This window comes from Psychroflexus salinarum (assembly GCF_042677225.1).
Classification (GTDB): Bacteria; Bacteroidota; Bacteroidia; order Flavobacteriales; family Flavobacteriaceae; genus Psychroflexus; species Psychroflexus salinarum.
The window spans coordinates 131,611-147,293 of sequence record NZ_JBHTIV010000023.1 but is presented as its reverse complement, the minus strand read 5'-3'; the positions used below and the strand labels follow the sequence as shown (position 1 = coordinate 147,293).

At 35.0% G+C, this 15,683-nt stretch carries 16 protein-coding genes; 9 read left to right on the top strand and 7 right to left on the bottom strand.

The features are described 5' to 3' along the window. The first annotated feature begins 1 nt into the window (after position 1). Both mnmA and ACFQ0R_RS12770 read left to right on the top strand, forming a co-directional pair. The gene (mnmA, locus tag ACFQ0R_RS12775) at positions 2-1,195 is read left to right on the top strand and encodes a tRNA 2-thiouridine(34) synthase MnmA (protein ID WP_379658765.1); all 1,194 of its coding nucleotides are present in this window, start codon (positions 2-4) and stop codon (positions 1,193-1,195) included. Between the two features lie 9 nt (positions 1,196-1,204). Beyond that, entirely contained in the window at positions 1,205-2,155 is a 951-nt protein-coding gene (locus tag ACFQ0R_RS12770) for an NAD(P)H-dependent flavin oxidoreductase (protein ID WP_379658764.1), read from the top strand. 17 nt (positions 2,156-2,172) lie between these two features. On the opposite strand, the gene ACFQ0R_RS12765 is transcribed toward ACFQ0R_RS12770, so the two are convergent. Both ACFQ0R_RS12765 and guaA read right to left on the bottom strand, forming a co-directional pair. Continuing rightward, the gene (locus ACFQ0R_RS12765; RefSeq protein WP_379658763.1) at positions 2,173-4,098 is read right to left on the bottom strand and encodes a LysM peptidoglycan-binding domain-containing protein; all 1,926 of its coding nucleotides are present in this window, start codon (positions 4,096-4,098) and stop codon (positions 2,173-2,175) included. Continuing rightward, complete coding sequence (guaA, locus tag ACFQ0R_RS12760; RefSeq protein WP_379658762.1) at positions 4,098-5,627, bottom strand: glutamine-hydrolyzing GMP synthase; 1,530 nt, start codon at positions 5,625-5,627, stop codon at positions 4,098-4,100. Before guaA ends, ACFQ0R_RS12765 begins: the two co-directional genes overlap by 1 nt. A gap of 69 nt (positions 5,628-5,696) precedes the next feature. Between guaA and ACFQ0R_RS12755 the strand changes: the two genes are divergently transcribed. Further along, a complete protein-coding gene (locus ACFQ0R_RS12755; RefSeq protein ID WP_379658761.1) occupies positions 5,697-6,236 on the top strand; it encodes a pyridoxamine 5'-phosphate oxidase family protein in 540 nt (179 codons plus the stop codon). A gap of 52 nt (positions 6,237-6,288) precedes the next feature. Here ACFQ0R_RS12755 and ACFQ0R_RS12750 read toward each other — a convergent pair whose 3' ends face one another. Then, positions 6,289-8,226 carry a CHRD domain-containing protein gene (locus ACFQ0R_RS12750; RefSeq protein WP_379658760.1) on the bottom strand — a complete coding sequence of 646 codons (1,938 nt, stop codon included), beginning with the start codon at positions 8,224-8,226 and terminating at the stop codon, positions 6,289-6,291. A gap of 110 nt (positions 8,227-8,336) precedes the next feature. Next, positions 8,337-8,969, bottom strand: coding sequence for a 7-carboxy-7-deazaguanine synthase QueE (locus ACFQ0R_RS12745; protein ID WP_379658759.1), 633 nt, complete (start codon positions 8,967-8,969; stop codon positions 8,337-8,339). A gap of 111 nt (positions 8,970-9,080) precedes the next feature. Here ACFQ0R_RS12745 and ACFQ0R_RS12740 point away from each other — a divergent pair, with 111 nt between their 5' ends. From ACFQ0R_RS12740 to ACFQ0R_RS12715, 6 genes are read left to right on the top strand one after another with little or no spacing between them, the layout of a single operon-like run. After that, positions 9,081-9,644, top strand: a complete 564-nt coding sequence (locus ACFQ0R_RS12740; protein ID WP_379658758.1) for a hypothetical protein — start codon at positions 9,081-9,083, stop codon at positions 9,642-9,644. 37 nt (positions 9,645-9,681) lie between these two features. After that, a complete protein-coding gene (locus ACFQ0R_RS12735) occupies positions 9,682-10,530 on the top strand; it encodes an alpha/beta fold hydrolase (RefSeq protein WP_379658757.1) in 849 nt (282 codons plus the stop codon). Positions 10,531-10,532: 2 nt separating this feature from the next. Further along, a complete protein-coding gene (locus tag ACFQ0R_RS12730) occupies positions 10,533-11,234 on the top strand; it encodes a pseudouridine synthase (protein WP_379658756.1) in 702 nt (233 codons plus the stop codon). 23 nt (positions 11,235-11,257) lie between these two features. Then, a complete protein-coding gene (locus ACFQ0R_RS12725) occupies positions 11,258-11,683 on the top strand; it encodes a VOC family protein (RefSeq protein WP_379658755.1) in 426 nt (141 codons plus the stop codon). A gap of 3 nt (positions 11,684-11,686) precedes the next feature. Then, the gene (locus tag ACFQ0R_RS12720) at positions 11,687-12,754 is read left to right on the top strand and encodes an AI-2E family transporter (protein WP_379658754.1); all 1,068 of its coding nucleotides are present in this window, start codon (positions 11,687-11,689) and stop codon (positions 12,752-12,754) included. After that, positions 12,717-13,133: a YkvA family protein gene (locus ACFQ0R_RS12715; protein ID WP_379658753.1), complete on the top strand. Its 417-nt coding sequence runs from the start codon at positions 12,717-12,719 to the stop codon at positions 13,131-13,133. Before ACFQ0R_RS12720 ends, ACFQ0R_RS12715 begins: the two co-directional genes overlap by 38 nt. Positions 13,134-13,172: 39 nt before the next feature. On the opposite strand, the gene ffh is transcribed toward ACFQ0R_RS12715, so the two are convergent. The 3 genes from ffh to ACFQ0R_RS12700 form a co-directional block, all read right to left on the bottom strand. After that, positions 13,173-14,501 carry a signal recognition particle protein gene (ffh, locus tag ACFQ0R_RS12710; protein ID WP_379658752.1) on the bottom strand — a complete coding sequence of 443 codons (1,329 nt, stop codon included), beginning with the start codon at positions 14,499-14,501 and terminating at the stop codon, positions 13,173-13,175. Between the two features lie 116 nt (positions 14,502-14,617). Next, positions 14,618-15,124, bottom strand: coding sequence for an inorganic diphosphatase (locus tag ACFQ0R_RS12705; protein WP_379658751.1), 507 nt, complete (start codon positions 15,122-15,124; stop codon positions 14,618-14,620). 122 nt (positions 15,125-15,246) lie between these two features. Beyond that, positions 15,247-15,663, bottom strand: coding sequence for a DUF2141 domain-containing protein (locus ACFQ0R_RS12700; RefSeq protein ID WP_379658750.1), 417 nt, complete (start codon positions 15,661-15,663; stop codon positions 15,247-15,249). Positions 15,664-15,683: the final 20 nt, after the last annotated feature.

The following is a 15,683-nucleotide window of genomic DNA, read 5'->3' as shown; positions in this document are numbered from 1 at the left end:
TATGAAAAGAGTTGTAGTGGGACTTAGTGGAGGTGTAGATTCCAGCGTTGCTGCTTACTTATGTAAAAAGCAAGGTTATGAAGTGATAGGTCTTTTTATGAAAAACTGGCACGATGATTCTGTCACCATCAGTGATGAATGCCCCTGGCTAGAAGATAGCAATGATGCTATGCTGGTTGCAGAAAAATTAGGTATACCCTTCCAAACTGTAGATTTAAGCAAACAATACAAAGAACGTATTGTAGACTATATGTTTGCAGAATATGAAAAAGGGAGAACTCCAAATCCAGATGTGCTTTGCAATAGAGAAATAAAATTTGATGTCTTTATGGACATTGCTACTTCACTTGGTGCAGATTATGTGGCGACTGGACATTATTGTAAAAAGGATAGCCTTGAGAAGAATGGCAAAACCTATTACAGATTATTGGCTGGAAAGGATCAGAATAAAGATCAGTCTTACTTCTTATGTCAGGTCTCACAGAAACAATTAGAAAAAACCCTGTTCCCAGTAGGTGAACTTCAAAAGCATGAAGTGAGAACAATCGCTAAAGAACAAGGTTTAATCACAGCCGAGAAAAAAGACTCTCAGGGACTTTGTTTTATCGGAAAGGTAAAATTACCAGATTTTCTTCAGCAAAAACTTCAACCTAAGAAGGGTCAAGTTATTGAAATCGAGTCCTCACACGAAGTATTTAAAAATTTAGCAGAGACAGAGAACAGTTCTGGATTGATTGCTCAACTAAAAAAAGACAGCAGAAAGCTTGATTTAAAACCAGAATTCGGGAAAGTGCTAGGCACTCATGATGGGGCCCACTTTTTTACTAAAGGTCAGCGAAAAGGTTTAGCGATTGGAGGAACCAAAGAGCCTCTTTTTGTAATTGACACAGATGTTGAAAACAACATCTTATACACTGGTCAGGGGAAAAATCACCCAGGACTTCATAAAAAAGGACTTTGGGTAAATAATGATGAAGTACACTGGATACGTCCAGACTTAAGCCTAAATGAAGGTGAAACTATGGACGTAAAAGCAAGAATAAGATATAGACAGCCTTTAGAAAATGCTAAACTATTCCAGATGAAAAATGAACTTTATGTTATTTTCGAAAATGAACAAACTGCTATTTCAGAAGGTCAGTTTGTTGCCTGGTATCAAAACGATGAGCTTATAGGCTCTGGTGTAATCGCTTAAAATTATCTCATGAAAGAAAACAGAATCACAGAGTTATTCGATATAAAATATCCAATTATCCAAGCAGGAATGATTTGGGCAAGTGGGTGGAAATTAGCAAGCGAAGTAAGCAAAGCTGGAGGTTTAGGAATTATAGGTGCTGGCTCAATGTACCCAAATGTTTTACGTGAGCATATTCAAAAATGCAAAAAAGCAACTTCAAAGCCTTTTGCAGTCAACGTGCCCATGCTCTATCCAGATCTGGATAAGATTATGGAAATTATTATCGAAGAGGAAGTTCCTATAGTATTTACCTCAGCAGGCAATCCTAAAACCTGGACTCCTCATCTGAAGTCTCATGATATAAAAGTTGTTCATGTGGTAAGCAGCGTCAAATTTGCTTTAAAATCTCAGGAAGCTGGTGTAGATGCTGTTGTCGCCGAAGGTTTTGAAGCAGGCGGGCACAATGGCCGTGAAGAAACTACTACGTTCACGCTTATCCCAATGGTGAAAAAAGAGCTATCTATTCCTCTTATCGCAGCAGGTGGTATTGCGTCAGGTGCAGGTATTCTTGCTGCGATGATTCTTGGAGCGGATGCTACTCAAATTGGAACACGCTTTGTCGCAAGTGAAGAAGCTTCCTCGCATATAAATTTCAAAAAAGAGGTAGTTAAAGCGAAAGAAGGAGATACAAGATTGACATTAAAAGAATTAGCTCCAGTGAGACTGCTTAAGAATAAATTTTACGAAGATGTCGTAAAGCTATATTCAACATCCCCGACTAAAGAAGATCTCCAAGACTTACTTGGCAGAGCAAGAGCCAAAAAAGGTATGTTTGAGGGCGATTTAGAAGAAGGAGAATTAGAAATTGGTCAGATTTCAGGGCTTATAAACGAAATTTTACCAGCTAAAAAAATTATGGAAAATTTAATTTCTGAATTTGAAGCTGCAAAGATTGAAGCTAGTGCAATTGAGTTTTAAATTATATCAACGTTTATCTAGTTTGCATCCATAGCTAGAAATTCAGCTAAATCTAAGGTTTTTATTTCTAAACCTTTTTGATATTGTAAAAGGTAAATAGCATCATTTTCATATCCTTTTGTAAACTCTTTTTTCTTGTAACTAAATTTATTTTCAGCGTACTCTGTAAATCCTTTAATTTCTGCAGATGCCTGAAGAGTTTTTGCATAAGACAACCTTAGTAATATATCCATCATTACATCGTAACCTCTTATTACATATCGATTGGGATAAACACCATGCTTTTCTAAAAAGCTATTGTTATGTGTTTTGTCATCTGATATAAGTTGCGTTTTAGATATTGATGGAAATGTAAATCTTAGGTCACTTAAATAGTAATTAGAAATCTCATCATCATAAAAAGCACCTCTTTTTGAAGTAAATAATCTTATATCAAAACCATCTCTTTGAAAAGACTTTAGAAAAGAAACAGTAGATTCTGTAATTCCCAAGTTCCGTGTTTCCAAAACAAACCAATTGGTACCAAGGGAATCTAGATGAGGTCTTAAATCTGATCTTTTTAAGTAACCATCTTCAGCTTGTTTTACAATTTTCATTTCGGGAAACGTGTAAGTGTATTTCCTTTGTATTGGTTTTGAAATACTATCTGAAAGAATAACTAAATTTTCGTCGGTATGAGTATTTTGCAAGTAAGTGATGAGTACTTCTTGCATTTCTTCATCTTTAGGAAGAGTATTAAATAAATTTTCAAATTCAAAATTCGGATTGACTAATGGCGATATGACAGGAACATTATCTCGCTCAAGATAATTTGCAACAATCTTAAGACTTGGGTCTAGAAGTGGCCCAACTACAGCTTGGTAATTTTTAAAATTTTCATTCAGTAGTTGATTTACATGATACGGATCATTTTTTGTATCGTAAACATCTAGGTTTACAGAAATACCTTTTGTCTTGGCAGAGTCTATTGCCATTTGGATTCCTTCATAAAAGTCCAAGGAAATTCTTAGCAAACCACTATTCTTGAGTAAAGATTTTGATGAAATCGTATCAATTTCAGTTTTTTCCAAATTCAGAGGAAGCATGACCGCAATTTTTTTAGTATTGAAATACTTTAGCTTATCTTCCAATGAAAAAACTTCATATTTTGAATAATCTATTTCTTCTACTTGTGGAATTTTCAAAACTAGTCCTTCACTCATACCTTCGAATTTTAAAGAAGGATTAGATTCAAGTAACTCTTTTTCTGTAACATCATAACTTTCAGAAATAGATTTGATTGAATTTTCAGAATCCACCTTCAGAAAAGCATAGTTTTGGTTTTTAGGTAGTCGACGTTCTAAAGTATCAACTGGACGCTTTATTTTTAAAAATTGTCCAGGTTGTATTTCCTTTTCATCTATTCCTGAATTTAAATCTTCCAATTCTTTTACAGTCAGTCCATATTTTCTTGAAATTCCGTATTTGGTTTCTTTGGGAAGCACCAAGTGCATCAAAGTACTGAATTCCGAGTTCTTCACACTTTGATTGATGTCCAAATCTTTATCTTTCAGCTCATAAGTTGGTATTCTTATCACATCGTTGTAATCCAGTTCTCTTTCATACAGAAAGGGATTATAACTTCTAAGGTCCTTAACCTTTAGGTTATAAGATTTTGAAATGCTATAAAGCGTTTCTTTTGGACTTACCTCATAAGCAATAAGTTGGATTCTTGGATTCAATTTGAAATTTGGTTGAGCAGGAACCACTAAAAGAGTTTTAGAAAGATCCCTTTCATTTTGGATGTTCGGGTTTAACTTTTTTAATGTAGTCATATCCACCTGAAACCTAGAAGCAATATCTTCCAGGTCTTCATTAGAACTGGCTTGATATGTTTTTAAGTCTTGAGCGGTTGAACTTAAAACAAAAAGCAGTAAAAAGATATTTAGCAAAAAATTTTTCATTATTCCCATTCTATAGTTGCAGGCGGTTTAGAACTGATATCGTATACTACTCTATTAACGCCTTTAACTCGATTTATTATTTGGTTGGAGACTTTTTGCAAGAAATTATAAGGCAAATCTACCCAATCTGCGGTCATCCCATCTGTAGATTCCACAGCCCTTAAAGCTACAACTTTTTCGTAGGTACGTTCATCACCCATTACACCTACAGAGTCAACAGGAAGAAGAATAGCTCCTGCCTGCCATACTTTATCGTAAAGATGCCATTCTCTAAGACCATCTATAAATATCGCATCTACTTCTTGTAAGATACGGACTTTCTCTTTGGTTATATCACCTAGTATTCTGATAGCCAATCCAGGCCCTGGAAATGGGTGTCTGCCTAGTAATTTTGAATCAATACCCATCTCTGCCCCTACGCGTCGAACCTCATCTTTAAAAAGCATTCTTAAAGGTTCAACTACATTCAATTTCATAAAATCCGGTAGTCCTCCAACATTGTGATGAGATTTGATTGTAGCTGAAGGACCGTTTACCGAAATAGATTCTATCACATCAGGATATATAGTGCCTTGTGCTAAAAAGGTAGCATCTTCAACCAGCGAAGCTTCATCATCAAACACTTCAATAAAAGAATTTCCGATAGCCTTACGTTTTTTCTCTGGATCTGAGATTCCTTTTAAGGCTTCCATAAATCTATCGGTAGCATCAACTCCTTTTACGTTAAGACCCATATCTTTATATTGGTCTAAAACAGATTCAAATTCATTTTTCCTCAACAAACCATTATTCACAAAAATGCAATGCAGGTTTTTACCAATAGCTTTATGAAGTAAGGTAGCGGCTACAGTAGAATCTACACCGCCACTAAGACCTAGAATAACTTTATCGCTTCCGATTTTTTCTTTCAATTCTGAAACCGTCATATCTACAAATGCAGAAGGCGTCCAAGACTGAGGAACTTTAGCAATTTTAACTAAGAAATTCTCCAGCAACTGTGCACCATCAGTTGAATGATAAACTTCTGGATGGAATTGAATTCCATATGTATCTTCTCCGTCAATTTTGTAAGCCGCATTCAAAACATCATTTGTACTTGCAATTCTTTCGAAATGATCTGGAAGATCTTTAATACTGTCACTATGCGACATCCAAACCTGCGACTGTTCTAGAATATTTTCAAAAAGCATTTCACCATCCTTTATGAAGGATAAATTTGCTCTTCCAAACTCACGTGTATTTGAACCAGCAACTTCACCACCAAAATTGTGAGCCATAAATTGAGCACCAAAACATACCCCAAGTAAAGGAATATGCCCTTTTATCTGACTAAGATCTGGCCGTGGAGCTTCATCATTTCTACAAGAGAAAGGACTTCCAGAGAGGATAACTGCTTTAAAAACAGATAAATCTTCAGGTAATTTGTTATATGGATGTATTTCGCAGTAGATATTAAGTTCACGAACTCTTCTTGCGATAAGCTGTGTGTACTGCGATCCAAAATCGAGAATAAGGACATTTTTTTGCATAGGCAAAAGTATAAATTTGCGATAAAACTGGCTTCCGTTTACCCTCTCTTTTTTTAATTTTAAACAAAAATGCTAAATCAGATTTTAGAAGATTTAAAAAATGAAGTTAAGTTCGGTTACCTTAAAAAGAAACATCCCTTTCGCTATCCAAGTTTAGCTAGCATCGAAGAGAATTCTCCAACACAAAGAACAGTTGTTTTAAGAGACACAACAGATGATTTTGAATTGGTGATGTACACCGATGAAAGAAGTGACAAAATCAATCAGTTTGAACTTAATCCCAATGTTAGTCTTTTATTTTATAATCCCAAAAAACTCCTTCAAGTTAAAGTTGAAGGTAAAATGAAAATAATAAGGTCTGGAAAGGAATATGAATCCTATTGGAGCAAAGTTCAGGGCAAGTCTCAAAAAGATTTTATTACCAAAATACCACCGGGAACTCCTATTGATAGTCCAGATCAAGTGGATTATAAAGAAAATGAGCATCATTTCTGCTTACTAAAACTAGTACCAGAAAGCATGGAATCTCTAGAGCTCAAACGGCCAAATCATATTAGGGCAAGATTTGACAAGTCTGATAACTGGCAAGGACAATTTTTGAATCCATAAAAAAAGCGGCCAGTTGGCCGCTTTTAAATTATAATCTTAAAAGTAATACCTATTATTCATTAGCTCCTACGTTACCTTGAGCAACGATAGTTCCTAAATCTGCAGCACTTAAGTGCACGTTGACGTAGCCATCAACTTCAAGTACGTCTGAGTAACCAAAAGATGTAGTATCATCTAGCTCTGCTACATTCGATTGACTCATACCAGTTGTTCCATTTACAGGGTTGAAGGTGTATATAATTCCACCACCTTCTGAAGCTGAGTTTTCGTGAATATGAGCTGGATGTTCACCACCGTCTGGTGTTCCCATAAGGCTGATAGTGGCAAGTGCTTCTCCATTTACTCTTTCTTCAAAAAGGACAGTACCACTTATTCCTGGAACAGCTCTTTCTTCTAAAACATAGCTTTTAGATTCACCAGTCAGTTCATTTTGACCAACATCTCCCTGAGCTACTATAGTTCCTAAGTCATCTGCACTCAAGTGAACATTGACGTAACCATCTACATCCAGAACATCTGCATAACCAAATGTAGTTCCGTCATCTAATGTTGCTACATTAGACTGGCTCATTCCAGTTGTCCCATCTACAGTATTAAAAGTATAAAGTATCCCTCCACCTTCGACTGCGGTGTTCATATGGATGTGTGCTGGATGCATTCCATCATCAGGTGTGTTTTCTAAACTAATTGTTGCTAAAGCATCACCATTCACTCTTTCTTGAAATAAGACTGAACCGCTTATTCCGTCAACAGCTCTTTCATCGAGATCGTAATTTTTCTCTTCACCAGTCAATTCATTTTGACCAATGTCACCTTGAGCAACAATCGTTCCTAGATCTGCAGAACTTAAATGTACGTTGACGTAACCATCCACATCAAGCACGTCTGCATAACCGAATCCTGTTCCATCATCCAAAGCTCCAACATGAGACTGACTCATTCCTGTTGTACCATCTACTGGGTTAAAACTATAAATAATACCTCCACCTTCAACAGCAGTATTCATATGGATATGAGCTGGATGCTCACCACCATCTGGAGTTCCATTTAGACTTATAGTCGCAAGCGCTTCGCCACTTATTCTTTCTTCAAATAAAACAGTTCCACTTATACCATCAACAGCTCTCTCGTCCAAGTCGTAACTTTTAGATTCCCCCGTTAATTCGTTTTCACCAATGTCACCTTGAGCAACGATAGTTCCTAAGTCATCTGCACTTAAATGCACATTGACGTAACCATCGACTTCCAAGACATCAGCATAGACGAAATCAGTTCCATCATCTAAAGCTCCAACATGAGATCTACTGATACCTGTGCTTCCATTTACTGGTGTAAAAGTGTAAATAATGTCTCCGCCTTCTGCAGCAGAATTCATATGGATATGAGCTGGATGCTCGCCACCATCTGGAGTTCCATCTAGACTAATCGTTGCTAGCGCTTCACCACTTATTCTTTCTTCAAATAAAACAGTTCCACTTATACCATCAACGGCTCTCTCGTCTAAATCGTAACTTTTTGATTCTCCGGTAAGGTCATTTTGGCCAATATCACCTTGTGCCACCACTGTATCATCATTAGCACTTAAATGTACATTGATGTAGGCATCAAGATCTTGAATGTCTTGAAAACTAATTGCATTTCCATCCACATCACTGGAAAATTCTGTGATGCTTAACCCAGTTTCACCGTCTACATCTTCTAGAGGCACAATAATGTCTCCGCCCTGAGCAGCAGAATTCATGTGAATATGAGCAGGATGTGAATTTCCACTTGAAGTTCCTTCTAATTCTAAGATAAGTTGTACTGAACCATCTTCCTGTTCGCTAAATGTTGCTTCACCACTCACTCCCGAATCAGACCTTTCTTCTAAATCATATTCTGTGTTATCCAGAATAGGATCTGTGACTGGATTCAAATCGTCATCGTTTTCACATGAGGCAAAAATCACACTCATGAATAATAGTAAAGTAAAGTTTTTAAATCTTTTCATAATTATATGTTTATTTGTTTAACATAGTTACGAAAGATAGAAAGCTACGGTTTTAAATTTTTTGTTATAAAGCGTAATTATTAACACTTATTAACTAAGCCGGGGTTTATTTAAGGTATATTTAAGTATTTGTGAGTTTGCAAAGAAATTCTCCATTTTGGATGCTTCATCACGTATTCAACAATTTGAGGTGTCATTTTTTCTCTTACACTCCATTCAGGTTGTAAAAATAATTCACAGTTTTCGCTAACCTTTTCAGCTTGTTCTTCTGCAAATTTAAAATCACTTTTGTTATAGATAATGACTTTAAGCTCGTCCACTCGAGGATAAATTTCAGGTTTCGGTAGTTTTATTTTCTTCGGTGATAAGCAAATCCAATCCCACACACCTGTCATGTCATAAGCTCCAGAAGTTTCTATATGAATATTGAGCCCATTTGTCTTTAAACCTTCTGTAAGCTGAGACATGTCCCATGTCAATGGCTCTCCGCCAGTAATGACTATGGTGTTACTGTACTTTTTTGCATTTTCAATTATAGAGCCAATTTGAGTTGGCGGATGCTTTTCTGGATCCCAACTTTCTTTTACATCGCACCAATGGCAACCCACATCACAGCCTCCAATTCTTATAAAATAAGCTGCAGTCCCTGTATGATAACCTTCTCCTTGTATGGTGTAAAATTCTTCCATCAGCGGAAGCATCACTCCTTTATGTACAAGTTTCTCTATATTTTTATTTTGCATGTTGCAAAGATACTGAAAGCAAGTTTTGAATTAAAACATAATTCTCTACTTATATAATCTAAAGCATGCTTTCATGTTGGTGACTTTATTTATTTTTGAAAAAAAATCCCAATGAAGTTTATACAAGTAATTTCCATTTTATTAATAATTATTACAACAAGTTGTGATAGCTCTAATTCTGAAACAATTATTGCTAAAAATCGGCTGGGTCTTCTCACACCAACAACTCAAGTGAATGAGATAAATACAATTTTGAAAAATGATTCTATTGCTGAATTTGATTTAGAGTCCAGATTGAATAGAGTTAATGAAATTGAAGTCTTCAATAAAGAAGGTAAAGTTTCTATTGTAATTGAACCTAATTATCAAAACGACTCTCTTTTTACTATTAATGAAATTCAGATTTTAGATCCAAAATACAAGACAAAAAAAGGATTAAGCGTCGATAGTAATTTCAAAACAATCTATGAAAATTATAAAATCGATAATATTCAAAACAGTATTAATAGTGTGATATTAAGCATTGACGAAATAGGTGCTTATATTGTAATAGATAAAAAGCACTTACCTAGTAAGCTAAAATTTGATTCTGAAGTTAAAATCGAAGCTAACCAAATTCCAAACGAAGCTCCTTTTAAATATTTCTGGTTAAGATTTGAGGAGCCTAGCTTGTAGGTTATATCCTTTTATTAATCTATAATTTTCACTTTATATGAAAGCTTCAAAAAAAATTGTCAAAAAGTATTTGCCGAAAATTATAGGATTGAGGTTGAACTCGCTTTTCAGAATAAAACCTGAAAAGGCGGTTTTGAAAGCTTATAAATTATTTTCTTCCCCAAGAAAAGGAAAGGTAAAACCTGAGCAGGAAGAGTTCTTGAATAAAGCCAAGGCAACCTCTATAGAAATTGAGTCAAATAAAGTACAGATTTATCACTGGAAAGGCAATAGTAAGACAGCTATCCTAGTACATGGATGGGACAGCAATACTTACAGATGGAAAGATTTAATTCTGGACCTACAAAAAGAAGATTATAATATTATCGCCTTTGACGGTCCGGCTCATGGATATTCTGAAGGCAAAATCCTGAGTGTTCCTTTATATTCAATATGTCTTGACCGTTTGCTGAAATTATATCGGCCAGATTTTATAATAGGTCATAGTGTTGGTGCGATGACCATAATTTACAATCAATATTTAAAGCAAAGTACTTTCCTAGATAAGATAGTTTTACTCGGAGCACCTTCAGAAATGACAGCGATTATGAGTGATTACAAAAGAATATTAGGACTAAAAGAAAACTTTATGGTGGCATTAGATAACTTTTTCAAAGAGAAATTTGACTATCATTTTAATGAATTTTCCATAGCAAAGTTTTCAAAAAATATTGAAAAAAAAGCTCTGATTATACACGATGAGTTTGATAGAGTTGCACCAGTATCAGCAGCCAAATCAATACATAAAAACCTGAAGCATTCTACACTTAAAATTACAGAAGGTGCTGGACACTCTCTAAATAAGGATGAAATTCGGAAAGATATTTTAATGTTTTTAAAACAATAGAAATGAGTGAAGGCGGAATTCGCATAAATAAATATTTAAGTCAGGCTGGATTTTGTTCAAGACGAGAAGCAGACAAACTCCTTGAGCAGGGTAGAGTCACTATCAATGGTGAATTCGTTGAAATGGGCACCAAAGTAAATCCTGGTGATCAGGTATCTGTTGACGGAAATTTGGTAGAATTCGAAACTGAAGAAAAGGTTTACTTGGCAGTCAATAAACCAAAAGGTGTAGTTTGCACTACAAATTCTAAAGTTGAAAAAAATAATATTGTTGACTTTGTAAATTATCCTACTCGGCTTTATCCTATAGGTCGCTTGGACAAAATGAGTGAAGGACTCATACTAATGACAAATGATGGCGAAATTGTAAATCATATCCTAAGAGCTAGACATTACCACGATAAAGAGTATCTTGTTACTGTGAATAAGCAGATTACAGATGAATTTATTACTAAAATGAGAAATGGTGTTCCTATTTTGGACACTATATCCAGAAAATGTGAAGTTGAAAAATTAGGGGACAGAAGCTTTAAAATTGTTTTGACTCAAGGCCTTAACCGTCAAATAAGAAGAATGTGTGAGGCTTTGGATTATAGGGTGAGGACTTTGAAACGTACAAGAATAAAAAACATTAATTTAGACTTAGAAAAAGGAAAATACAGACATCTCACAAAAGACGAAGTAAAAGACCTTTATCAAAGTTAGTAAACTTTTTAAATCATAATAAAATGAACTCTCTAAATCCATTCCACTTAGCAATTCCAGTAAATAATCTTGACAAAGCAAGATCGTTTTATACAAACACACTAGACTTCAAGGAGGGCCGTAGTGATTCTCATTGGGTGGATTATGATTTTTTTGGACATCAATTTGTAATTCATGAAGACAAAAGTCATCAACCCAATCCAGATGCTTTTAGCATTGTAGATGGTCATGAAGTTCCTGTTCCACATTTTGGCGTTGTACTAGAATGGGATGCTTTTCATGAATTTGCTAATAGGTTAAAACAAAATAAGATAGAATTTGTAATTGAACCTTATATAAGATTTAAAGATAAACCAGGTGAACAAGCCACTATGTTTTTTAAAGATCCTAGTGGAAATGCTCTTGAATTTAAAAGCTTCAAAGATATGAACCAAGTTTTTGCTAAATAAAAAATGGAAAAGCTTTCGCCAAGATTAGTAAGGCAACTTTTCATCCTCTTAATAATAATAGCTTTAGGAGGACTTATCTTTTTTGAAATCTTACCTTATATCTCCGGTGTTCTGGGAGCAGTTACTTTTTATGTATTACTAAAAGGGCTTATGCAAAGAATGCTTAGCAAAGGCTGGAATGCTATTCTAAGCGTGAGCATTTTGATGTTAGGCTCCTTTATTTTGATACTAGTACCAGTACTTGGTATAATTTTGATGCTATCTTCAAAAGTGAGCAAAGCAATTAAAAATTCTGAAAAAGTTGTTGAAGCTACAAAAGCACAGCTTGTTCAATTGGAAGAAATCAGCGGTTATAAAATCAGTGATAAAATAGATAGTTCAGCAATAACTGACTGGCTTTCAAGCAATCTTCAAGGTCTAGCTGGCGGTACTTTTGAGATCTTTATTGCCATAAGTATTATGTATTTCTTATTATACTACATGCTTCTGTATGAGAAAAAACTTACTATTTCTATGGAGACTTATATTCCCATAGATGTAGAAAATCTGAAATTAATAGCATCTGAATCCGCTAAGAAAGTAAAGGCCAATGCAATCGGAATTCCTTTAGTAGCATTGTTTCAAGGAGTTATCTCATTAATTGGCTATTGGATTTTCGGTGTTCCTGAAGCCATGTTTTGGTTTGTGATTACCACAATAGGCTCTATGATTCCTTTTATAGGGACAGCTGTAGGTTTTATTCCAGTAACTCTATTAATGTATTATCAGGGAGATACCGCTTCTGCTATTGGTGTTTTAAGTTACGGCTTGATAGTCGTTGGCTCATCTGATAATATCATAAGACTGGTAGTTCTTAAGCAAATGGCCAATGAACATCCACTTATCACCTTAATTGGTGTGGTTATTGGAGTTCCATTATTTGGATTTATTGGTCTAATTTTTGGACCATTGTTATTATCCTTATTTTTACTGATAGTTATGATCTATAAAAAAGAATACGGAGAGTTTGAATCTGAAGCTGAAAAGAAACTAAATGAAAATATTAGACAAGAAGAAGAAAAAGAAAGTTGATAAAAATTATGTGAAAGATGGTATCAAGTCTGTATCAGAAACTGATTTTAAAGTCGCTCTTGACAAAAAAGATCAACTCTTTGCAAAAATAAACCATCCTGATTGGAAAAAATATAAGGATAAAATCATTCTTATGTTTCAGTTTTTAAAGGATGTAAAACAGAAAAATTATCCTGAAACACCTTGGAAAACTTTAGCGGCGATGATCTTCACCATACTTTACATCATCAATCCACTAGATCTTATTCCAGATTTTATACCTTTTGTCGGTTATCTAGATGATTTAACTGTATTCGGATTTGTATTAAAGCTAATAAACAAAGATTTAACGTCTTACGAGGAATGGAAAATTGAACAAGAATCTATTGAAGAACAATAGATTCTTGAAATAATTAGATTATTAAATCTTGAAATAACTTTATTGAAGATTTTTCATCATCTGCATCATCTTCTTTCCACCACCGCCTTGCATCATCTTCATCATTTTACTCATTTGAGTAAATTGTTTTAGCAGTTGGTTTACTTCTTGAACAGATGTTCCAGAGCCTTTACTTATTCTCTTCTTGCGACTAGCATTTATGCTTGTAGGGTTTTCTCTCTCTAGCGGAGTCATGGAGTGGATCATGGCTTCAATGTGCTTAAAAGCATCATCATCTATATCCATATTTTTCATCATTTTTCCAGCACCAGGAATCATACCCATCAAATCCTTCATGCTACCCATTTTCTTGACTTGCTGAATTTGCTTCAAGAAATCATCAAACCCGAATTTATCTTTCGCAATTTTTTTCTGGATTTTCCTAGCCTCCTCTTCATCATATTGCTCTTGAGCTCTCTCAACAAGAGAAACTACATCACCCATGCCAAGAATACGATCTGCCATCCTGGAAGGATAAAACACATCGATAGCATCCATTTTTTCTCCGGTACCAATAAATTTTATTGGCTTATTCACTACAGATTTGATGGAGATAGCTGCCCCACCTCGAGTGTCACCGTCCAATTTTGTTAAGATGACACCGTCGTAATCTAGTACTTTATTAAACGCTTTTGCTGTGTTCACAGCATCTTGCCCTGTCATTGCATCAACTACAAACAATGTTTCCTGAGGCTGAACAGCTTTATAGATATCTGATATCTCATTCATCATTACTTCATCCACTGCAAGTCGACCTGCGGTATCCAAAATAACAACATTATGCCCATTTTGCTTAGCATGAGCAATTGCAGCTTCGGCAATAGTGACGGGATTTTTTTCTTCTTTATTAGAAAAAACTTCAACTCCTACTTGCTCTCCAACCACATGCAATTGATCGATCGCAGCAGGTCTGTAAACATCACAAGCTACAAGCAAAGGATTTTTAGATTTCTTTGTTTTAAGAAAGTTAGCCAGTTTACCTGAGAAAGTAGTCTTACCAGAACCTTGAAGACCAGACATTAAAATGACACTTGGGCTTCCGGATAAATCGATACCTTCTGCATCGCCCCCCATCATCTCGGTTAATTCGTCTTTGACGATTTTAACCATAAGCTGGTTAGGCTTCAAGCTTTTCAATACGTTTTGACCTAGAGCTTTTTCTTTAACCGTATTGGTAAACTCTTTGGCAGTTTTGAAGTTAACATCGGCATCTACCAGTGCTCTTCTCACCTCTTTAAGTGTCTCTGCTACATTTACCTCTGTTATTTGACCGTGACCTTTTAATACATGAAAGGCCTTATCTAACTTATCACTTAAACTATCAAACATATGTTCTATTGAATTTTAGCAAAAATAGGAATTTGAAATCTAATATTGAAGATTTAATATACGAAAAAACCACCTCATATGAAGTGGTCTGTGCTTATTTATAATGGTGAATGACTTTATATACTGAAATTATGAGCAACCGTATCGCTTTCTTTGTAACGAACAATAGCTTTATTTACAAGTTCGCTAGCCTCTTTCTCATCACCCCAGTTTCCAATATTCACCTCTTTATCTTCTAAATCCTTATAAGTTCTGAAGAAATGTTCAATCTCCTTAATGGTGTGAGGGTTTAAGTCAGAAAATTTGTGAACATCATCGCCCATAGGATCTGCTACTGGAACACAAATAATTTTTTCATCAGGACCTTTTTCATCCGACATATTAAGTACTCCAACTGCTCTCACTTCTGCAACACATCCTGGAACTACAGGATTTGTGAACAACACAAGTACGTCAATAGGATCGTTATCAAGCGCCAAAGTTTCAGGAACAAATCCATAATCTGCTGGATACATCATAGACGTATGTAACATTCTATCAAAACGTATTTGTTTCAGTCTGAAATCATACTCATATTTATTTCTGCTTCCTCTAGGAATCTCTATCAACACATCAAATGTCATAATCAATATTTTATATAAATTTTAAGGACGGCAAAAATAAGAAAAACTTTGACTACTCTATCAACAATAACCAAATAAACCTGATATACACGAGAAATGTTTATCAGGCTATAGCTTTAAAGTCAAATTTTGAGTTTAATTATCTTATTCTTTTCATCAAAAGTAAATTTCACATCCTCCCAATATGGAGGTGCAAAAGGATTTGCTGCGCCCGACATTGCCCATGGCTCAGAAGGCATACCATTGCTATTTCTATCTAAAGTACCATTCCCATTTAAATCTTGAAAAACAGAAACTGCATAAACTCCATAATCCAAATCTTTAAACTGAATACTATGAGTTGTGTTTTTTACATCAATTCTTTTTCCAGAAATCGGCCTTTTGAGAAAATCTTCTTTTTCAAAAACTCCAATATAAAGTGTACCAGAAGTATTTTGAATGTTTTCAAATTCTACTATAAGTGTTGTTTTTTCTTGGGCAACGAGACTTTGATGACTAAACATTACAAGCATTAAAGCTAATCTTACTAAATTTTTCATGATCTTCAGGTTTTAAGTTC

Excerpts from the sequence above, each read along its gene's own strand:
- ACFQ0R_RS12735 (WP_379658757.1), top strand. The coding sequence starts at position 9,682 with ATGAAAGCTTCAAAAAAAATTGTCAAAAAGTATTTGCCGAAAATTATA.
- ACFQ0R_RS12745 (WP_379658759.1), bottom strand. The coding sequence starts at position 8,969 with ATGCAAAATAAAAATATAGAGAAACTTGTACATAAAGGAGTGATGCTT.
- ACFQ0R_RS12755 (WP_379658761.1), top strand. The coding sequence starts at position 5,697 with ATGCTAAATCAGATTTTAGAAGATTTAAAAAATGAAGTTAAGTTCGGT.
- ACFQ0R_RS12715 (WP_379658753.1), top strand. The coding sequence starts at position 12,717 with ATGAAAATATTAGACAAGAAGAAGAAAAAGAAAGTTGATAAAAATTAT.
- ffh (WP_379658752.1), bottom strand. The coding sequence starts at position 14,501 with ATGTTTGATAGTTTAAGTGATAAGTTAGATAAGGCCTTTCATGTATTA.
- ACFQ0R_RS12705 (WP_379658751.1), bottom strand. The coding sequence starts at position 15,124 with ATGACATTTGATGTGTTGATAGAGATTCCTAGAGGAAGCAGAAATAAA.
- ACFQ0R_RS12765 (WP_379658763.1), bottom strand. The coding sequence starts at position 4,098 with ATGAAAAATTTTTTGCTAAATATCTTTTTACTGCTTTTTGTTTTAAGT.
- ACFQ0R_RS12720 (WP_379658754.1), top strand. The coding sequence starts at position 11,687 with ATGGAAAAGCTTTCGCCAAGATTAGTAAGGCAACTTTTCATCCTCTTA.
- ACFQ0R_RS12730 (WP_379658756.1), top strand. The coding sequence starts at position 10,533 with ATGAGTGAAGGCGGAATTCGCATAAATAAATATTTAAGTCAGGCTGGA.
- guaA (WP_379658762.1), bottom strand. The coding sequence starts at position 5,627 with ATGCAAAAAAATGTCCTTATTCTCGATTTTGGATCGCAGTACACACAG.
- ACFQ0R_RS12725 (WP_379658755.1), top strand. The coding sequence starts at position 11,258 with ATGAACTCTCTAAATCCATTCCACTTAGCAATTCCAGTAAATAATCTT.
- ACFQ0R_RS12700 (WP_379658750.1), bottom strand. The coding sequence starts at position 15,663 with ATGAAAAATTTAGTAAGATTAGCTTTAATGCTTGTAATGTTTAGTCAT.
- ACFQ0R_RS12750 (WP_379658760.1), bottom strand. The coding sequence starts at position 8,226 with ATGAAAAGATTTAAAAACTTTACTTTACTATTATTCATGAGTGTGATT.
- ACFQ0R_RS12740 (WP_379658758.1), top strand. The coding sequence starts at position 9,081 with ATGAAGTTTATACAAGTAATTTCCATTTTATTAATAATTATTACAACA.
- mnmA (WP_379658765.1), top strand. The coding sequence starts at position 2 with ATGAAAAGAGTTGTAGTGGGACTTAGTGGAGGTGTAGATTCCAGCGTT.
- ACFQ0R_RS12770 (WP_379658764.1), top strand. The coding sequence starts at position 1,205 with ATGAAAGAAAACAGAATCACAGAGTTATTCGATATAAAATATCCAATT.